The following is a 17,109-nucleotide window of genomic DNA, read 5'->3' on the forward strand; positions in this document are numbered from 1 at the left end:
CCGTATATTATCGACGATTTCTATGCTTACCTCTATTCTGGTGGATTTTACTTTTCGACTTCGCTCGTCGCTTTTCAGCTGCCGCACCACGGTGAACAGATTGTGTTTCTATTAATGCAGGATCAGGCTCATAACCTTCTAGCCATTGCTGTGGTAGACGGCTATCTAATAACTCTTCAATTGCTTTCAATGCCCATTCTTCATCAAGGCTCATCAAAGTAATTGCATGACCAGTCATTCCTGCTCGGCCTGTACGACCAATACGGTGAACATAATCTTCAGCTTTGAAAGGCATATCAAAGTTAACTACATATTCAAGTTGCTCAATATCCAGACCTCTGGCAGCAACATCAGTCGCGACTAATACACGAGTCTTACCTGATTTAAAATCATCTAATGCACGTTGGCGCGCACCTTGGCTTTTGTCACCATTGATCGATGACGCTTTAATACCATCTAAACCCAAATCTTTTGCTAACTGATCAGAGCCCTGCTTAGTTTTAGTGAAAACCAATACCTGTCGCCAATTACGAGAACCAATTAAATACGCAAGTAATTCAGCTTTACGATGTTTATCAACAGGATAAACCATTTGTTCAACGGTTTCCGCAGCAGTATTTGCTGGCGTTACTTCTACCATTTTAGGGTTGGTAAGAATATCAAATGCTAGCTTTTTAACTTGCTTTGAAAAAGTAGCAGAGAAAAATAATGTCTGACGTTCTGCCGGCATTCGCTTCATAATACGTTGAATATCAACAATGAACCCCATGTCTAACATACGATCTGCTTCATCTAATACAAACGTTTCAACTTCAGATAAAGAGACAGAACCATTAAAGACGTGATCAAGTAAACGTCCAGGTGTCGCGACTAAAATTTCAGCGCCTGCATTTAAGGCTTTAACTTGTACATTCATACTCGTACCGCCATAAGCAACCGCCACTTTTAACTCGGTATATTTGGCATACGTTGTAATACTATCAAATACTTGTTGAGCTAATTCTCGTGTTGGAGTCAAAATTAAAGCACGAATTTTATTACGTGACTTCTGATTATTTTCGACCGCTGTCGACACCTGCTCAGCTTGCGATGGTAACGTCATTAAGCGTTGTAATAGTGGAAGTGCAAATGCTGCTGTTTTACCTGTGCCAGTTTGTGCACCTGCCATTACATCGTCACCTTTCAATGCCAATGGAATTGCTTGTTGCTGCACATCTGTAGGTGTTGAATAACCTAATTCAGTCAATGCTTTTAACAAATTGGGATGAAGGTTTAGGGATTGAAACGACATAATGATTTCCTAACAGTAAAAACACTTATAACTTTCGATACAAGTAAGAACCGTGAGTCTACCATAAAAGGAAATAAGCGATCTTTTATCAATTGAAACAATATATAAAAATTATCAACAATGCAGATTTATAGAAAGGATGTTATTGGATATAGAGCTGTTTTTTTATTCTATAAATTCGCAGTTCTCTAATAGTAACAACAACAAAATTGATAATCACAGTGATAAACAGGAAAGATGCTCCTAGTGGAGAATAGTCGAAGCTCATCATAAGATAGCCTAATGCACTGAATGAAATTAAAACTAATATCCACCTCAATGGCGAACCAAATCGTAAATCGTCGCGTTTCTTATCGTAATACACTGAAAAACGGCCTAATAGAAAGCCAAACTTAATGTCTAAACCATAAGATTTTATCTCATAAGGCTGCGAGATTTTTTTTAATTCCTGCTCAAGCTCTGCAATATCCATATTCATTTCCTTATAGAAGTATATCCATACTAGCAATTTAAAAATAAGAATTTTAAACAGAGGTAAAATTATGAGGCTCGTTTAACAAAAAAGAGCTCTATAAGAGCCCTTTTGATTGAATCTAAAAAATATTATTTTATATTTAAGAATGCCGCACCACGTACGCCACCCGCATCACCATATTTTGCTTTCACTACTTTTGGCGCAACAGCTACAGACAATAAATATTTAGGTAAACGCTTTGGTAATTCATCGTAAATAACATCAAAATTAGATAAACCACCACCAAGTACCACAACGTGCGGATCTAAACCAGTAAAGATATTAGCGAAACAGATAGCAAGCAACTCTAAGAAACGTTCTACATGCTCAACTGCTTTTTCTTCACCTTCACGATAATGACCAATAATTTCAATTGCTTTTAACTTTTCACCGTAATAGTGCTGGTATAACAATTCAAAACCACGACCCGAAAGATAATTATCAATACAGCCTTTTTGACCACATCCACAACCGAGTAACGGTGCATTTTCACCTAAAAACAACCATGCATCTAACGGTAATCGAGCATGGCCTAGTTCACCACCTACATGGTTTAGACCAGAAAACACCTTGCCATCAAATACCATACCACCGCCAACGCCAGTACCAAGGATCAAACCTAGTACTGATGGCGAATCTTTATGTTCATCATCCCACGCTTCAGATAATGCAAAACAATTCGCATCGTTATCAAGTGCCACTTTACGACCCAGTTTCGCTTCTAAGTCTGCACGTAACGTGCGCCCTTTTGCAGCAGGAATATTAGACGTTAATACAACGCCATTTCGTGCATCTTCAATACCAGGAATACCGATGCCTACCAAGCCTTCACAACCAAATTTTTCATCGGCTTGTTGAACCAAAGTAACAACTATATCGATTAACTTATTGTAATCATCACCTGGTGTTGCCACACGCTCTGTTGCTACACGCTCAAGCTTTTCATTAAATGCCCCAAATTCAATTTTGGTACCGCCGATATCAAAGCCGTAGTACATCCTATAACCTCACAAATAATGCTCAACAACACCCGACCAGTGTACAAAACTTTCACTACTTTGAAAATTATCCACACTAAGCACCACTCTATCTGTGACTAATAGCAAATTTAGCCTCATGATGAGGTGTAAAGATCTCGTTTAAAGAAATAATTTAGCTAAATTACATAATCATCACTGATTAAATGACAACCTCTCTCATTAACAACAAGTGACAAGGTAACGTTTACATTTAATTTCCGTACTCAAGCATAAAACTTTGAAGTGTTTTTAAGGCAGAGTCATCAGGCAATAGTCGATTCATTTTACCTGTGATGTAATTTTCACGAAATACATCAAACCACAGGTCTAACATTTCAGCATTTTCATGCTCACCAAATAAATCAACAATTTTAGCAGCAACTTCTGCTGTACCTAATTGGTTATCCTTAGACGCCTCACGCATTTTATAACGTGATGGTTTATCAGGGTTTATCGATAAGACTGGGAAATTATTTAAGTAAGGACTTTTACGAAACATTTTTTTTGCTTCAGCCCAACTACCATCCAGCATGATAAATAATGGACGTTTGCCGTCTGGCAGCTCAACGTTTTCGGCAACACGTTCAGGCTCTGCATATTCAGCAGGAAAAACCACATAAGGTTGCCATTGTGGATCATTAAGCAGTGCTAACATCTCTGTATTCGGTTCAGTACGAGACCAAATATAAGCGAAGGTATCTTCAAAAACATCAGCAATCAAACGGCCTGTATTGCTTGGTTTTAAGATCTCGTCATCGAACATGATGAGTAGAAACGCAGCATTCGATGTTGCTAATGGTCGATACTCACAAATACAAAGATGAGTTCGCAGCATACATTGACGACAACGCTCAACTTTACAACCGCGAGCTAAAAATGGACGAGTCGAACGCGCTAAACGTTCGTCATATAAAGTATGTACAGCATGTATGCGCATGAAGGATAACCTGAGACAAAATGAACTGCCGCATTCTACCGAATACCATGCGCAACATACAAAAATTAACTCTATCCAGTTCGTCTCTGATTATTAATTAGTCGATACTGGCGTTTCAAATGTTAAGACGGGATCATTTTCATCTTCTAAATGATAACGGCTCAACATACCTTGTTGTTGTTGCGCGATGACAGCGACACGTTCAGCTTCATCAACAAGCGTATCAAGCTGGTGATTATTTTGTTGAGCACGACTTGCAACCTGCTCCAAATTTTGGGCAACATGTTGTGACGCTCGTTCTTGTTGTTGTGTCGCGACGGCAATCGTCACCATTTGTTGATTGATATCTGAAATAGTATTTTTGATCAAATTGATAGCTTGTTGCACATCACTGCTACGTTCAATAGACGACATCATTTCTTTACGACTCACTAACATCGCTTCATTGACGTCATCAGCCGCTTTATGAAGCGAGGCTATCGTATTGCGAATAGACTCTGTTTGTTGATTCGTTTCACTTGCCAATTGACGAACTTCATCTGCAACAACAGCAAACCCACGGCCTTGTTCTCCCGCTCTTGCTGCTTCAATGGCTGCATTTAAAGCCAGTAAGTTAGTGTTATTCGCGATAGAACTTATAAGCTCCACGACTTCTGTAATTTCTTTTACGTAATTATCTAACTCTTGCATTCGCTTTTCATTAATAGCGAATTGCTCTTCTAGAGCTAATAAGCCTTGAGTACTGCACTCAATAATCCCAACACCATTTAAAGCTAATTGTTGAGCCTTTTGCGCTTGTTTTTCTGATTCAGAGCTACTTTGCGAGATCTCTCGAATAGATCCTTCAAGTTGTGTCATCGATGTTGTTACAACAGCCAATTCCTCACTTTGATTTTGTAGCGCAACACGCGAAGTTGTAGAAGCGTGCATGCTTAATTCAGCAGCACTGGTTAACTCATTACTGTTAGTAATTAACTGCTGTAGTGATTCTCTATCATGTTCACACAGATCGTTGAGCACTTGTGCTAACTGAGCAAATTCACTAGCAGCATTAGTATTTGCCTTAACCGTTAAATTCCCCTCACTAATTTTATTTACAACGTCACTAATATGTTCAATCGACTTTTTCACTACGCGGCTTATCCACGTTCCTGCAAGCACTGAAATAATTAACCCAATGATGCTAAAAATTAGGAACATTTGTCGTGCATCATTGCTTGCATGTGTAAAACCATTTTCACCATTTTTAATTAAGCCATGTGATTGCTGGGTAATCACTTGGAGTAAATCCATAATCAAACTAGTTTGGTGTTTAACTTCGGTATATTTAATGCTTTGTTCTTCATTGAGTTTCAATACATTTAAATAACGTTCAATATATCCCTGTTTGGCAAATAACTTTTTTACCATTTCAAATGGCACAGTGAGGCTTGAAAAATCATTTATCGCACCATTTTCACGTACCAATTCACCCCAAGCATATTTCATCCCTGATAAATTCGTACGTTTAAGATCTTTTGCTATCAACTTTGCTTTAACCAAATCAGGTTCTGTTACTAACAGCATCAAGTTACCGCTTAACTCTACAGCATGATTTAAAAAGTTAGTGACATTACTCATCGCATACTCGTTATCAGAATATAACGTTATACCAACACGACTCATTTCCGAACGAACAGATGAAACCGCATAGTTCATCGTTGAGCGCTCAGTTGCTAGCTTTTCTTTATTTAGAATAATTTCTTTTTGAATGGAATAAATATCAAACGCTAATTGATTAATGGATTCAACTTCAGACAAGTATTTTTCTGCATATTGTTTTAACCAGTTTATCTTATAAGTTTTTGCTAGTATCTCTAACTCTTTACCTGCATCTTCACCTTGGCTATGCATATTCTTATAAATAGCAAATGTTTGATTCAGTGACTGTTCATTATTACTCATCAACATATCACTTAAGCTTTGCTCAACTTCTAATGCACTTGTCACAATCGCGGCGTTTTTTAATGATACTGGCACCGCTTGGTTGCTTAATACATCAAACTCTCGGGTCATGTTATTTAATCCATTATTACCCGAAAAAGAAAGCGTAAGACTGATTGTTACCAGTATTGCTAAAACAAACTGAATTCTTAAAACAACAGATAATTTTTTTGCGCGATGTGCTTGCTTCATTAACCTATCCTCAGAACATTGTTAAGAGAGAAAAGTAAAAAGCAAAATGCTAACTACCAATTATTAATATTATGAATACTCTCTATGGAGCATTAAGGTAATAATTAATTGTTAAAGAAATATTTCAATTATTTATTTTATTAATATTCTTGTTTTTAATGATAATAGACATGAATTAAGTTCTACTTAACTCACATTCCATATAGGGATTTTTGATGGTTTTTTATATGACAAAATACAGCATAAAGTTGAAATAAAATATGACATTAAATGCCTTATTCCTTTTCTGCATTTGTTAAATGGATTAACTACATTAAAATTTTTAATAAATTTTTAAAATTGCTGAGTCAAATAAGTTTTTTACTAAACTAATAAAGTCTTCTAAGAAACTAATTTGCACATCAGAAGCTTCACATAACCAAATTCCTTCAAGAACTTGATTGAGATCAGCAAGAACTAAATCAGCTTCTTGCATTAACTGAAAACGAACATCTTGCTCAATATCAGGGTTTTGCGAAAATACGGTCATCAATTGCGTTGCGATTAAATCAGTGACGACATCTTCTATAGTAATGCTTTTTTCAGATACGGATAACCCTTCAAATAAGGTTAAACTTGAGGCTAAATACTCAACTAAAGCTTCATATCCTTCTGTATTTACGACCAGATTTTCCACAATACTATCCATATATAATCAGAAAATTTTTATATACTTTACTCTTTATTTTTTCATTAACCAATATTTCTATTGAATTCATTGATATTTTTTACATTTGTCGCTAGTGAAGTAAATTTACCATCCGCTTGCATTACTGTCGTTTGATTTCGTCCTTTATTCTTCGATTCATACAGAGCAGAATCAGTTTGTTCTAGCCATGATTCATAGTTGGTTATACCTGGGTGTAACTGGCACACACCTAAACTTATCGTGACATTAATTGTCTTACCATCAACAACAACATTCGCCTTTTCTACTTTTTTACGTAATCTTTCAGTAAAATAGCTGGTCATATCTGCCGTAGTTCCAGGTAAAATCACACCAAACTCTTCTCCCCCATAGCGCCCTGCTATATCGCTTTGCCGTTTTGCTTTTCGAACGATGTCAGCAATCGTTTTAATGACGGCATCACCAGCAACATGGCCATAAGTATCATTAACATTTTTAAAATGATCGATATCAAACATAACTAGTGTCATCGATTGATGCATTTGCTGATAGTGTTCAAACTCTTCAACTAAACAATTTTCCCAATGCCCACGATTATACAGCTGGGTTAATCGATCTGTGATACTAAGATGAGTTAATTGCTCGTTTGACTCCCTTAGGTGGTTTTTATTTTTAGCTATATCCGTGACATCTGTAATCGTTAAACAGATATGAGTATATTCACCAGTCAAAGACTTCAAAGGTGTTAATGTCATGTTTTGATACATGAAATCAGCACCTCCAGAGATTGGACTAAAATTACTAAACTTGAATACCCAAGGACGATCTTCCCATGCAGAAAAAGAGCGCATTCGTAATTTAAATGTTGATGATATTTTATTTTTTAGCCAATTCTTAGGTAAATTCTCTACAACATCAAATAAAGGCTTACCCATTATTTGATCGGTTGATATACCGCTATATGCCTGCATAAATGTATTCCATGCATATACATTGTAATCTTTATCCAATATCACAATCCCTGCATCCAAATGATCAAGGACCTGCATGGTTAAATGAAAATCAGCTAATGAAATATCACTCAATTTAATGTTTCCATAATCTGGTGAATAACTTTAGTGGAGTGACTATCCATCATAAATAGTACTTCACATTCAAGATCCAGTGTTTCAGCTTTATATACGTATTCCACGGTAAAAAAATCACTCTCTTCATGCTCTTTCTGACTCAAATTCATATATTCTTCTAAAATGATTGGCTGCCGAACTGAGAATGGAATACTTATTTGTTCTGATAAAGCAACGAGAAAAGAAGAAACCATGATATTACTAATATCAATAACAACTTCATTTTTATCTTCATTTGTTTGACTAAAACCCAATTTTTCGCCAAACGAAAGAATATCTTTACCGCGTAAATCAACTAAAGCTTCACCATGAATACCACCACCGACAAACCGCTGAGCAATTGCAATTGATTGATGATCACTACGAATATCAGCAATTGTCATAGCAAGATCGCTACTTTGCATAGTGGCGACATATGGCAATGGCATTTTAATAAACTCCCCAAGATGGTCTGAAATAATTGCAGCACCACGACCAAGTGAGATATTTGCGATTTCTCTAAAACCTTCAATATAATCAACAGATAAAGTGTTATCGTTCGCGGTTGTATTTGTTAACACCGTGATTTGTAAATTCGATAACAGTTGTTTGAGCTTTTTCTTGTCAAATGGCTTTGACAAAAAATAATCGGCACCAAGCATCAAACAACGCCTTGCTGCTTCTTTTTGGACATCTGCAGAAATAATCACAATTGTAGGCTTATAACTGAAACTCGGAAGTCGTTTTAATACTTCAAAACCATCCATGATAGGCATAGTCAGATCTAGAAAAACGACATCAATATTATTTTTAGCTATTTTATCTAGGCCATCACTACCATTTTCAGCATAATATAAATTTATGTCATAGCTATCCTTCAACAAACGCGTCATTGATTTATGGACTAGCGGTGAGTCATCACAAATTAGTATATTTTTCGCCATAACAATAGATTAGGATCTTTTTAACATTAATAAAAATATCATAGAGATATTGCTACAAATATCTATCATTTGGTTATGAAATTTAGTTGATAAGTGACATTGGTCTAATTTTTGACTTTGGTTCCAAAAATTACATTACAACAGAGTGATAAGTTTATCGATGATATTCGGATAAGCTTGTATTTATACTCGTAAAGTGATGTTGCCGTTATAATAAGATGACTATAAATGACCATAATTTCACGGTATTCTAATACTGTCCATTTGGATGTATGAAAATAAATTAACACTATATTAATTATGTAAGGTTTGTCAGTATGAAGGTTATTCGCTGGATTCTTGGGCGTATTATTCTTGTCCTAAATTTTATTTTTTCTCCTCGCGGGATAAAACGTTCTTCCGAACAGCAAAATGAGGTCAACAAAGCGGTAGCTAAACTCAAGTTATATCAATTTGATGCATGCCCTTTTTGTGTAAAGGTACGTCGCGAAGCTAAACGACTAAGCTTACCGTTAGAAACACGTGATGCAAAAGTATCACCTTGGGAGCAAGAATTAATCGAACAAGGCGGTAAGCGCAAAGTTCCTTGTTTACGCATTGAAAAAGAAGACGGCGTTGAATGGATGTATGAGTCTAGCGATATTATCGCCTATCTTCAAAAACGTTTTAATGGCTAGGTTACAGAGTTAAAATCCTCCCCAAATAACCTTTTAATAACAACGACTAAAGTTCCCTCTTTTGATGCCGATAAACAACCGTTATTGTTTTATCGGCATCTTCTCCACTTTATTAAAGCAACTATTTAGTAGCTGCCTTCAACATCTTGATACAACAGGACGTACAATGAGAAAATTAAAAACCGTCACTACTGATGATATTCTATTAAAACTGTGCCAATCACTTTCCGATGTCTTATCTAAAGCAACAGAAACTGACGTTTCCTATTCCGCCATGGTACAAAAAATTAATAAAACAAGTTTAAAACCTGATATTGGCTGCTTTGTACTATTTGATGGCGGTTTTACTGGTTTAGTCGTTACAAACTTTACCAACCAAGCAGCAATGGAGCTTTATAAAGAATATATGCTACGTATGGGGATTTCTGAAGATGAGCTCGCTGTACATCATACCTCTGATGAGGTTGCGAATATTCTTGGTGAATTAATGAATCAAGTCGTTGGGGATTTTACGGGTAAGATCGGACGTGAGTTAAAAGTCTCAATTACTCAGAACCAACCAAAAATGTTAGCACTCAACAAACAAATCTTATTATCTGTTGATACCAACTTAGATCGCCCTCAAGCTCGTCGTGTTAGCTTTACTACAGCCAAGAACAACATTTTCTATCTTGAATTTGCTATGGATAAAACCGAATTTATCCAACTGGAAGAATTTGAACAAGACACTCAAGACACCGACAGCATTTTTGAATCAGCCAAGCTTGAACAACAAAAGGAAAATGCTAAAAATCAAACGTTAAAAGATATTAACGACCAAGATCTCTTTGATCAACTAGGCATTTAATCTAATAGGTTTTAATGAATATTTAATAGGCAATATATTACTCTCATGTATTGCCTTTTCTCAAAACAAATATCGGTGTGAGATATTAGTCACATTTTATATCTATTCCTCCTGCTAACCACTCTTTTCCCCTTCAGTTTAATTTACAAAATAGACTTTTAAGTTTACCTTCTTTGCGAAATTATTTGATGAGAATGCTGTAATGACACACAAGCGTATTACTAGTTTTGAATCTGGGCGACTCATTGCTTTACTCGCAATTATAGGCTTACACAGTCAAGTCTTTATGAAAACACCGTTGATTTTCGGAGAGCCCCTCATTGGGATGTTCTTAAATCAAATGAGTCGTTTTGCTGTGCCGCTATTTTTCATTATTGCAGGTTATTTTTATTACCCAAAATTAGTCGCCAGCACGTCAAAAGAAGATGTTTTAGTAAAGTACGCAAAACCTCTGCTCATTATGTGGTTAAGTTGGAGTGTTGTTTTTCTAATAATCCCTTTTAACTTTTCGATACTACTCAGTGACGGTTACCTTGCTGAGCGCAGTAATCACTGGAATAGTTTACTTGCAAACCCAATAAATACTTTGTTTGAAGGTTCTCTTGTACACTTGTGGTACATCCCTGCTCTAATTTGCGCGATAGGTATCATAACCTTGTTACATAAATATCGCCTTGATAACCTACTATTACCTGTTGGTTTAATATTATTCATTTATGGTTGTGCTGCAGGCAGCTATGTTCCAATTACAAATATAGAAGCACCAATTTTAACCCGTAACGGCCCCTTTTTTAGTACGTTATTTGTTGTATTAGGTTATGAAATACATCGTCGCCAGATAACATTGAATACCAAACTAAGCTTAATTATTGCTAGTATTGGTTTTGCTGTATTTTTAATAGAGGCAAATTACCTCTATTTCTTTGCTAATGGTGCCTTTTATCATGATTTCTTATTAAGTTCACCAGTATGGGCTGTAGGGATTTTCTTATTTCTTCAAGATAAGTCTAATTTTGGAGAACAGTTAAAGCCAACAGCATTTAGTAAAGATATTTTAGGTATATACCTCTGTCATTTACTTATTGTTATTTACTTTTTTAATTTGGTTTTCATGCTTAATATCAATCCGATATTATCCAGCTTTTTAGCATTACCTTTTGCTTTTATCATTTCATTCCTCTTAGTGAAGCTCTTACGGAAACTCCCTTTTGGGTATCTATTAGTTCGCTAACAGCATGAAAAAAGCCCTCTCGTTTACACTTGAGGGCTTTGTTCATTTACATATTTTTATTTTACTGCAGCATCAAAAACCAGTTTGCCTAATCGATACAATCGTTGAGCTTGCTCGGTATAATCAATACGATCGCCATCAATACGACGACGATTTAACTGGGTATTGATACCTTCTTGATACACCTCTTGAATCGTCTCTTGAAGTACATCTAAGTTATAAGTCAATCTTTCACTACTAACAGATAATGGAATGATAGTGTCGCTTTTCATCAAGTTTTGGTTGTAATTAACGGCATCTAAAATGATTTCCCCTTTCTTGGTTTGGATATCATTCAAATCATAAGGGGGTAACCATTCATCAACAGGCTTCAGCTTATCCACCTGATTAACAAGAACAACGATCTTTGGTGCTTTACGATGCTGATTTTTCGGTTGTGTATAAAACTCTTCAATCATCTGTTTTAACGTAATATCAGCTTGGCGCGATGATTGATTCGCTTTAAGTACCCACAACACCACATCACTTTGCGTAACTTGTTTTAACAGCATTTGATTAATACTTTCAGTACCGTCAATACCAGGTAGATCAATTAAATTAATCACATCGGTTCCTTCGACTTCGCAACGATAGGTTGTTGCTTTATCTGTTGAAGGTAACGCACTAATTTCTGCCGACATCTCCCCTAGTAAACCATTAACCACAGATGATTTACCCGCACTAATTTGCCCTATTACTGCAACACGTAGTGGTTCAATAGGAACCGCTCCAGCCTGTTGATCTTTGTCATGCATTTTACTGTGCGGAACGGAAGCATCATCAAGTTTGAAATGACCGCTATAAAGATCGATGGCGACTGAGGCAACTTCTTGTAGCAAGGTCATTTTTAGTTTGGTTTGCACTTCTAAGCTGACATCATCAAACAGCTTACCTAACACTAATCCGCGCGCTTCTGCTAACCATCCTGTTGGTGTTGCAATACGAAATAATCGATAGACATCATAGGCAGATTTCGCATAGCCCACTTTATCCTTTAACTGATAGCCTTGCTGAAGGCTCTTTAATGTTATTTTCTCAGCAAATGGCACATGCTCTTGTAAAAAATAACGATAACGCCGACTTACTTCTTCCACCATAAGTAAAAACTCAGGAGCAGTAAAAGATAGGCGTTGGGCTGATTTACCTTTATTAAAACGATCCGCGACTTCTGCAACTAAGACATATGCATGCGCTTGTAATGACTCCCACTCAGGTGCATCACTCAGTTGTTGCTGAATGATCAATGTCACTTCTTGCCACACCTGATTTTCATGCGCTCCCCATTGAGGATTACCTTCCACATGCAATGGGGCTAAATCATCACTGACAGCATCACTCACTACTCTTTTTCGGCGAATAAACCAATAAGGGACAAAAACAATCAAACACGAAATTGCAATTAAAGCGAAAAACAGTATCCATTGACCATTATTGATTAATGCGACAATACCAAAGCCTGATAACACGACAACTGGCAATAAAATAGCAACAGCCACCAGCGGAATAAAACCATCTGATAACTGACTAATAAGTTGATAACTCTTATTTACGCGCTTCATGGCTATCCTTACTATCAAGATTATTTTGATTAACTTGCTGGTCAGCCACTTTTTTAACTGATTTAAACGCTTGTTGATAAGTTGTCTTTAATAACTCTTTCGATACGGTTTCACCTTTACTCCGGTGGTAGAGGTACATAGCGGCGGCACGGCCAATCGCATAAGAGGATGAAAAGCTCATTGCGGCAGCCGTCGCACTACCGACAGTTTGCCCATAAGCGGGAATAAATTTTACTAACTGATTAACGCTTAACTTGGAGATATAATGCAATAAGAAACCAGAACCAAGCATACTAATAAATTCTGCATAGTCTTTCTTATTCCACGTCACACCATATTGATTGGCAAGGCTGTGTAACATTTTTCCTTGAATAGCTGGAACCGTAAATAAGCCAATGGCTGGAATCGCATCACTCGCGCCTGCAGCACCTGCATACCATAAGACTTCTTTACGTAATCGCTCGAAGTTTTGCTCTTCTCTATTACTGTGTGCCTGTTTATTTGAGAGAAGGCTCAACATAGGCAGCGTTTCAGAAAGCACTAAGTTTAAGGTATCTAAGCCGATGTACTGTTGCTCATCAGGGATCAAATCAACCCCAATTGGCTGATAAGTATTTAATTGTTCATCCGTGTTTTTCGCTTGCCATACGGACTCTTTAATACCCCATACTTCCATAACCCGCTGATGATTATAAAAAATGGCTCGCTCGCGTTCTTGGCTATCATTCAGGCTATTTATTGCCGTGTGAACAACCAATAAATGTTTAATTTTGCCTGAACGCTTAATGGTTTTTAACGCCTCAAGAACGGATGATTGTTCTGGTTCTTCAGCTTTCATGATAACGATCAATGCGTGGCTTTTACCGCTACACATCGCTATGTCCTCAGCAGGATCATAATTAGCTTCTGCCAAACCTCGGGTATCTAGAAAACGAACTAATGGGCTATCTGTTGGGTATTGGTAAACTTCTGCAGTACGTGTGCACGGTTGAAAACCGTTACCGATCTCAACCGCACTACTTCCTGTGATGGCTTGAATAACCGTCGATTTACCCGCACCTGTTTTACCCAAAAGCCATAATGTTGGAATATGCTTTTGCCATTCATCGAATGCGGGCTCAAGCTCTGGATTAACCGTTGGGTTAATATAATCATAAACTTTCTTGAAAAAACGATTCATTGTTTATAAATACTCAATAACGTTCAAAAACAACGACTATCGCTTTTATCAAACGATAGTTAACTACTCATCACGACCTAAATGCTTACTGCCACTAGAACTGACTAAACTCGATACTACAATTGCCATATAAAACACGCCGACAATAGCTTCTAAATATGCGAAAACTTTCGCAATCGAAGAGACCGGTAAAATATCGCCATAACCTAATGTCGTTAAGGTAACAAAACTAAAATACGCCGCATCAGAGAAATTTTCATGCCATGGCCCTGAATTGATACCATGAATTGAATCGGGGAAAACACGAACAAGAATCAAATACGCAATCGCCCACATTAATCCAAGCAATAAAAATAATGCCATAGAGCCAATGATCTTATTGGTATTTATTGAGCCTGTGAACAGGATCTGACGCATAATAGATTTAAACGTGCCAAAAAAGAATACAAACATCAGCGATAGCATAATAATTTCAATTTCTTCAATACCTAATAGGATTCTAGCAATCATCGCCATAATCCAGATTCCGACCAAAGATGTTAAAAAACGAAACCATGACCTATCAAAACGTAAGCTTAATAAGCAGACAATAAACGTAATGACAGTAAAGGCCTCTAACGCATACTGAACTATGCCATGCGGGATCACTTTTTCTAGTGACGCACTAATTAATAAGCTTATTAAAGCTATCGTCAGAAAAAAGAAATTATTCTGCGAGTTAATTTGTTCTATCTTTTTTTGTAACACAGTATTCTATACTCCATGTAATATACCATCTAATTAAGCTTATCGTGCTAACCGATGATGCGCTTTGGCAAAATGGCCTGAACAAAAAGCTCCAATAATTGAAAGTTCACCGGCTAAACATAAAACGGCACACACTTCTGCTAATGCTTGAGAGTGGCCACTTCCATATAAACCTAATAGTTCTAAACACGCTTTTTGGCTAGGGAGATGTGTTCCTCCACCTACAGTCCCTACCATTAAATTGGGTAATGTCACCGATACGCAAAGCACATCATGTTGATTTAGTTCCATTCGCGTTATACCAACAGAAGATTCCGCAACACATGCCGCATCTTGCCCACATGCAATATAAAATGCAGCAAGCGCATTCGCATAATGTGCATTAACACCGATAGTACCGCTTAACGCACCGCCTACTGTGGTCATTTTGCCAAAGCCGACCATTTTCTCAGGCGTTGTATGAAGATATTTCTTCACTAGCTCACGGCTTAAATGTACTTCAGCAGTCACTTTCTTCCCACGAACCGAACGCAACGTTTGTGCCGTTGCTTTTTTATCACCAGATAAATTACAGTCTAGAAAGGCTTCAACAGGTTTAATCGGTGTATTAGCAAGAATATATTCAAAAACGGCATTAGTTGAAATCGTCACCATGTTTTGACCAGATGCGTCACCGGTTAGATATTCAAATACCAAGTAAACATGATTACCTTCCATGCTCAAATTAATGTCTGATAGCTTACCGTAGCGCGTGGTTGATTCTGCAATCGTTTTAAAAGTATCGTATTGTGTTGTGACCCAAGTAATAAATTTGCTCGCCTGTACAAGTGATTCAAACGCAAAACCTGGTGCTCGTGTTACGCCTTCATTTAACAATATAGCACTTGCTCCTCCTGCTTCACTGATCAGAAGAGCCCCACGATGATAAGATGCAACTAATGCCGCTTCTGTTGTTGCTAATGGCACAAAGTACTCACCACTAGCAAATAGACCATTCACTTTTAAAGGCCCTGCAATACCTAACGGCAACTTTACTGAGCCAATAAAGTTTTCTATGTTCTTTTCGTAGCAATGCTGTTGTTGCTGAGTTTCGGTATCATACAAAATAGTTTGAGAGTTAATGTTATTCAACACTTCCCAGCGTTTGGCGATGATACGATCACTGATATATGGGTTACGCGGTAACTTTTTTGTTAATTGTTTTACTATGGGATCAAGGCGTTGATGTAATTGCGAAGAAGAAAGCTGACCTAACATGGAGGTCACATAATCCGGACGATGTAAGTTAAATTTTGGCATGAATACAACACATTACTAAATGAATGCGTATTATATCGCTAAACGCACCATTCACTGCTCATGCCAGATAAGATTTAAATTGAGAGACTAAAGCACCATAACATGGTCGCAAAGAATACGGTCCTCTTGGCAAACTAATACCATTTCAGCCATAAACTCACCTTCTGCTTTGCTGAAAAATTGCTTCCACACAATAACAACAGAATCAGGTCTTTTAAACACAGCAACAGGAAAGCGTTCAGTAAAAAAGCCCTTTTCAGATTGGTACTGTTCACACACTTGCTTAAGGTAATCTTTCGTCACAATAGCCTTTAATCGCGGAGTAAAATCGCGAACGTGTGCTGAATGATCTTGCCTTGTTGACGCATCCATTAAGTTATCCATTATAGGTGTTGCTAACAGCAAGATTTCACCATCATCAATAGAAGTAAAATTCATTAAAACCTCTTTTAAATGGGCTTAGTGAGGTTGCTTTGGATAACACGGTACATTTTCAGGTAATTGATACCAGCTCACTTTTTCACTTACCCAAACATGCATTTGTGGCTTGAACATAACATCGTCAACGCAAGCAACAGGCTTAAGTTTAAGCTTAACTGTAGAGCGATCATCAGGGTTAAAATGATAAATACGATTACCACATTCAGGGCAAAATACCGCCGTATTGGTGTTGCCACTATCGGCTTCACGACTCCACATTTTTAATTCACCACTAAATGTAATATCTTCTGCAGCAATCACCGCTGTAATACTAAATGGGCTAGTTGATAGTTTTTGGCACTCTTTGCAATGACAAGCAAAGACTTTTAATGGCTTATTTTTTAATACATAAGAAACCTGACCACACTGGCATTGCGCTTTTATTTCCACAAATAAT

Annotated in this window: 17 protein-coding genes; 3 read left to right on the top strand and 14 right to left on the bottom strand. The window is 37.1% G+C overall.

The genetic code is table 11. From position 1 onward, the window contains the following. Positions 1–7: 7 nt before the first annotated feature. The 8 genes from C9J41_RS12305 to C9J41_RS12340 form a co-directional block, all read right to left on the bottom strand. Entirely contained in the window at positions 8–1,291 is a 1,284-nt protein-coding gene (locus C9J41_RS12305; RefSeq protein WP_107294642.1) for a DEAD/DEAH box helicase, read from the bottom strand. Positions 1,292–1,433: 142 nt separating this feature from the next. After that, on the bottom strand, positions 1,434–1,763 hold the full coding sequence (locus C9J41_RS12310; protein WP_107294643.1) for a hypothetical protein: 330 nt from the start codon (positions 1,761–1,763) through the stop codon (positions 1,434–1,436). A 131-nt stretch (positions 1,764–1,894) separates the two neighbouring features. After that, positions 1,895–2,803, bottom strand: coding sequence for an N-acetylglucosamine kinase (nagK, locus tag C9J41_RS12315; RefSeq protein WP_107208253.1), 909 nt, complete (start codon positions 2,801–2,803; stop codon positions 1,895–1,897). Positions 2,804–3,035: 232 nt separating this feature from the next. Then, positions 3,036–3,761 (bottom strand): tRNA-uridine aminocarboxypropyltransferase, encoded by a 726-nt coding sequence (locus tag C9J41_RS12320; protein ID WP_107247662.1) that lies wholly within the window; start codon positions 3,759–3,761, stop codon positions 3,036–3,038. 93 nt (positions 3,762–3,854) lie between these two features. Continuing rightward, a complete protein-coding gene (locus C9J41_RS12325; protein WP_107247663.1) occupies positions 3,855–5,936 on the bottom strand; it encodes a methyl-accepting chemotaxis protein in 2,082 nt (693 codons plus the stop codon). A gap of 322 nt (positions 5,937–6,258) precedes the next feature. Continuing rightward, entirely contained in the window at positions 6,259–6,603 is a 345-nt protein-coding gene (locus C9J41_RS12330; RefSeq protein ID WP_158259295.1) for a DUF3802 family protein, read from the bottom strand. Between the two features lie 65 nt (positions 6,604–6,668). Beyond that, a complete protein-coding gene (locus C9J41_RS12335; protein WP_107208249.1) occupies positions 6,669–7,688 on the bottom strand; it encodes a GGDEF domain-containing protein in 1,020 nt (339 codons plus the stop codon). Further along, positions 7,685–8,653, bottom strand: coding sequence for a response regulator (locus C9J41_RS12340; protein ID WP_107208248.1), 969 nt, complete (start codon positions 8,651–8,653; stop codon positions 7,685–7,687). The genes C9J41_RS12335 and C9J41_RS12340 overlap by 4 nt, the downstream gene beginning before the upstream one ends. 317 nt (positions 8,654–8,970) lie before the next feature. Here C9J41_RS12340 and C9J41_RS12345 point away from each other — a divergent pair, with 317 nt between their 5' ends. The 3 genes from C9J41_RS12345 to C9J41_RS12355 all read left to right on the top strand — a co-directional run bounded on the left by C9J41_RS12345 (position 8,971) and on the right by C9J41_RS12355 (position 11,408). Continuing rightward, positions 8,971–9,330 carry a glutathione S-transferase N-terminal domain-containing protein gene (locus C9J41_RS12345; protein ID WP_107208247.1) on the top strand — a complete coding sequence of 120 codons (360 nt, stop codon included), beginning with the start codon at positions 8,971–8,973 and terminating at the stop codon, positions 9,328–9,330. 166 nt (positions 9,331–9,496) lie between these two features. After that, positions 9,497–10,177: a DUF3334 family protein gene (locus C9J41_RS12350; protein WP_107208246.1), complete on the top strand. Its 681-nt coding sequence runs from the start codon at positions 9,497–9,499 to the stop codon at positions 10,175–10,177. Between the two features lie 202 nt (positions 10,178–10,379). Next, positions 10,380–11,408 carry an acyltransferase gene (locus C9J41_RS12355; RefSeq protein ID WP_107208245.1) on the top strand — a complete coding sequence of 343 codons (1,029 nt, stop codon included), beginning with the start codon at positions 10,380–10,382 and terminating at the stop codon, positions 11,406–11,408. A 56-nt stretch (positions 11,409–11,464) separates the two neighbouring features. On the opposite strand, the gene C9J41_RS12360 is transcribed toward C9J41_RS12355, so the two are convergent. The 6 genes from C9J41_RS12360 to C9J41_RS12385 form a co-directional block, all read right to left on the bottom strand. Beyond that, on the bottom strand, positions 11,465–13,006 hold the full coding sequence (locus C9J41_RS12360) for a GTPase family protein (RefSeq protein ID WP_107208244.1): 1,542 nt from the start codon (positions 13,004–13,006) through the stop codon (positions 11,465–11,467). After that, the gene (locus tag C9J41_RS12365) at positions 12,990–14,186 is read right to left on the bottom strand and encodes a YcjF family protein (protein ID WP_107294644.1); all 1,197 of its coding nucleotides are present in this window, start codon (positions 14,184–14,186) and stop codon (positions 12,990–12,992) included. The genes C9J41_RS12360 and C9J41_RS12365 overlap by 17 nt, the downstream gene beginning before the upstream one ends. Positions 14,187–14,249: 63 nt before the next feature. After that, entirely contained in the window at positions 14,250–14,933 is a 684-nt protein-coding gene (locus C9J41_RS12370) for a potassium channel family protein (RefSeq protein WP_107208242.1), read from the bottom strand. Between the two features lie 39 nt (positions 14,934–14,972). Beyond that, positions 14,973–16,232 (bottom strand): hydroxymethylglutaryl-CoA reductase, encoded by a 1,260-nt coding sequence (locus C9J41_RS12375; protein ID WP_107294645.1) that lies wholly within the window; start codon positions 16,230–16,232, stop codon positions 14,973–14,975. Positions 16,233–16,319: 87 nt separating this feature from the next. Then, the gene (locus tag C9J41_RS12380) at positions 16,320–16,670 is read right to left on the bottom strand and encodes a hypothetical protein (RefSeq protein WP_107208240.1); all 351 of its coding nucleotides are present in this window, start codon (positions 16,668–16,670) and stop codon (positions 16,320–16,322) included. 21 nt (positions 16,671–16,691) lie between these two features. Continuing rightward, positions 16,692–17,102 (bottom strand): GFA family protein, encoded by a 411-nt coding sequence (locus tag C9J41_RS12385; RefSeq protein WP_107208239.1) that lies wholly within the window; start codon positions 17,100–17,102, stop codon positions 16,692–16,694. Between the last annotated feature and the right edge of the window lie 7 nt (positions 17,103–17,109).

The organism is Photobacterium sp. GB-50 (assembly GCF_003026755.1).
Taxonomy (GTDB): Bacteria; Pseudomonadota; Gammaproteobacteria; order Enterobacterales; family Vibrionaceae; genus Photobacterium.

What these genes read in the sequence shown, in the direction of transcription:
- C9J41_RS12305 (WP_107294642.1), bottom strand. Translation starts at nt 1,291, where the DNA reads ATGTCGTTTCAATCCCTAAACCTTCATCCCAATTTGTTAAAAGCATTG.
- C9J41_RS12310 (WP_107294643.1), bottom strand. Translation starts at nt 1,763, where the DNA reads ATGGATATTGCAGAGCTTGAGCAGGAATTAAAAAAAATCTCGCAGCCT.
- nagK (WP_107208253.1), bottom strand. Translation starts at nt 2,803, where the DNA reads ATGTACTACGGCTTTGATATCGGCGGTACCAAAATTGAATTTGGGGCA.
- C9J41_RS12320 (WP_107247662.1), bottom strand. Translation starts at nt 3,761, where the DNA reads ATGCGCATACATGCTGTACATACTTTATATGACGAACGTTTAGCGCGT.
- C9J41_RS12325 (WP_107247663.1), bottom strand. Translation starts at nt 5,936, where the DNA reads ATGAAGCAAGCACATCGCGCAAAAAAATTATCTGTTGTTTTAAGAATT.
- C9J41_RS12340 (WP_107208248.1), bottom strand. Translation starts at nt 8,653, where the DNA reads ATGGCGAAAAATATACTAATTTGTGATGACTCACCGCTAGTCCATAAA.
- C9J41_RS12345 (WP_107208247.1), top strand. Translation starts at nt 8,971, where the DNA reads ATGAAGGTTATTCGCTGGATTCTTGGGCGTATTATTCTTGTCCTAAAT.
- C9J41_RS12350 (WP_107208246.1), top strand. Translation starts at nt 9,497, where the DNA reads ATGAGAAAATTAAAAACCGTCACTACTGATGATATTCTATTAAAACTG.
- C9J41_RS12355 (WP_107208245.1), top strand. Translation starts at nt 10,380, where the DNA reads ATGACACACAAGCGTATTACTAGTTTTGAATCTGGGCGACTCATTGCT.
- C9J41_RS12360 (WP_107208244.1), bottom strand. Translation starts at nt 13,006, where the DNA reads ATGAAGCGCGTAAATAAGAGTTATCAACTTATTAGTCAGTTATCAGAT.
- C9J41_RS12365 (WP_107294644.1), bottom strand. Translation starts at nt 14,186, where the DNA reads ATGAATCGTTTTTTCAAGAAAGTTTATGATTATATTAACCCAACGGTT.
- C9J41_RS12375 (WP_107294645.1), bottom strand. Translation starts at nt 16,232, where the DNA reads ATGCCAAAATTTAACTTACATCGTCCGGATTATGTGACCTCCATGTTA.
- C9J41_RS12380 (WP_107208240.1), bottom strand. Translation starts at nt 16,670, where the DNA reads ATGAATTTTACTTCTATTGATGATGGTGAAATCTTGCTGTTAGCAACA.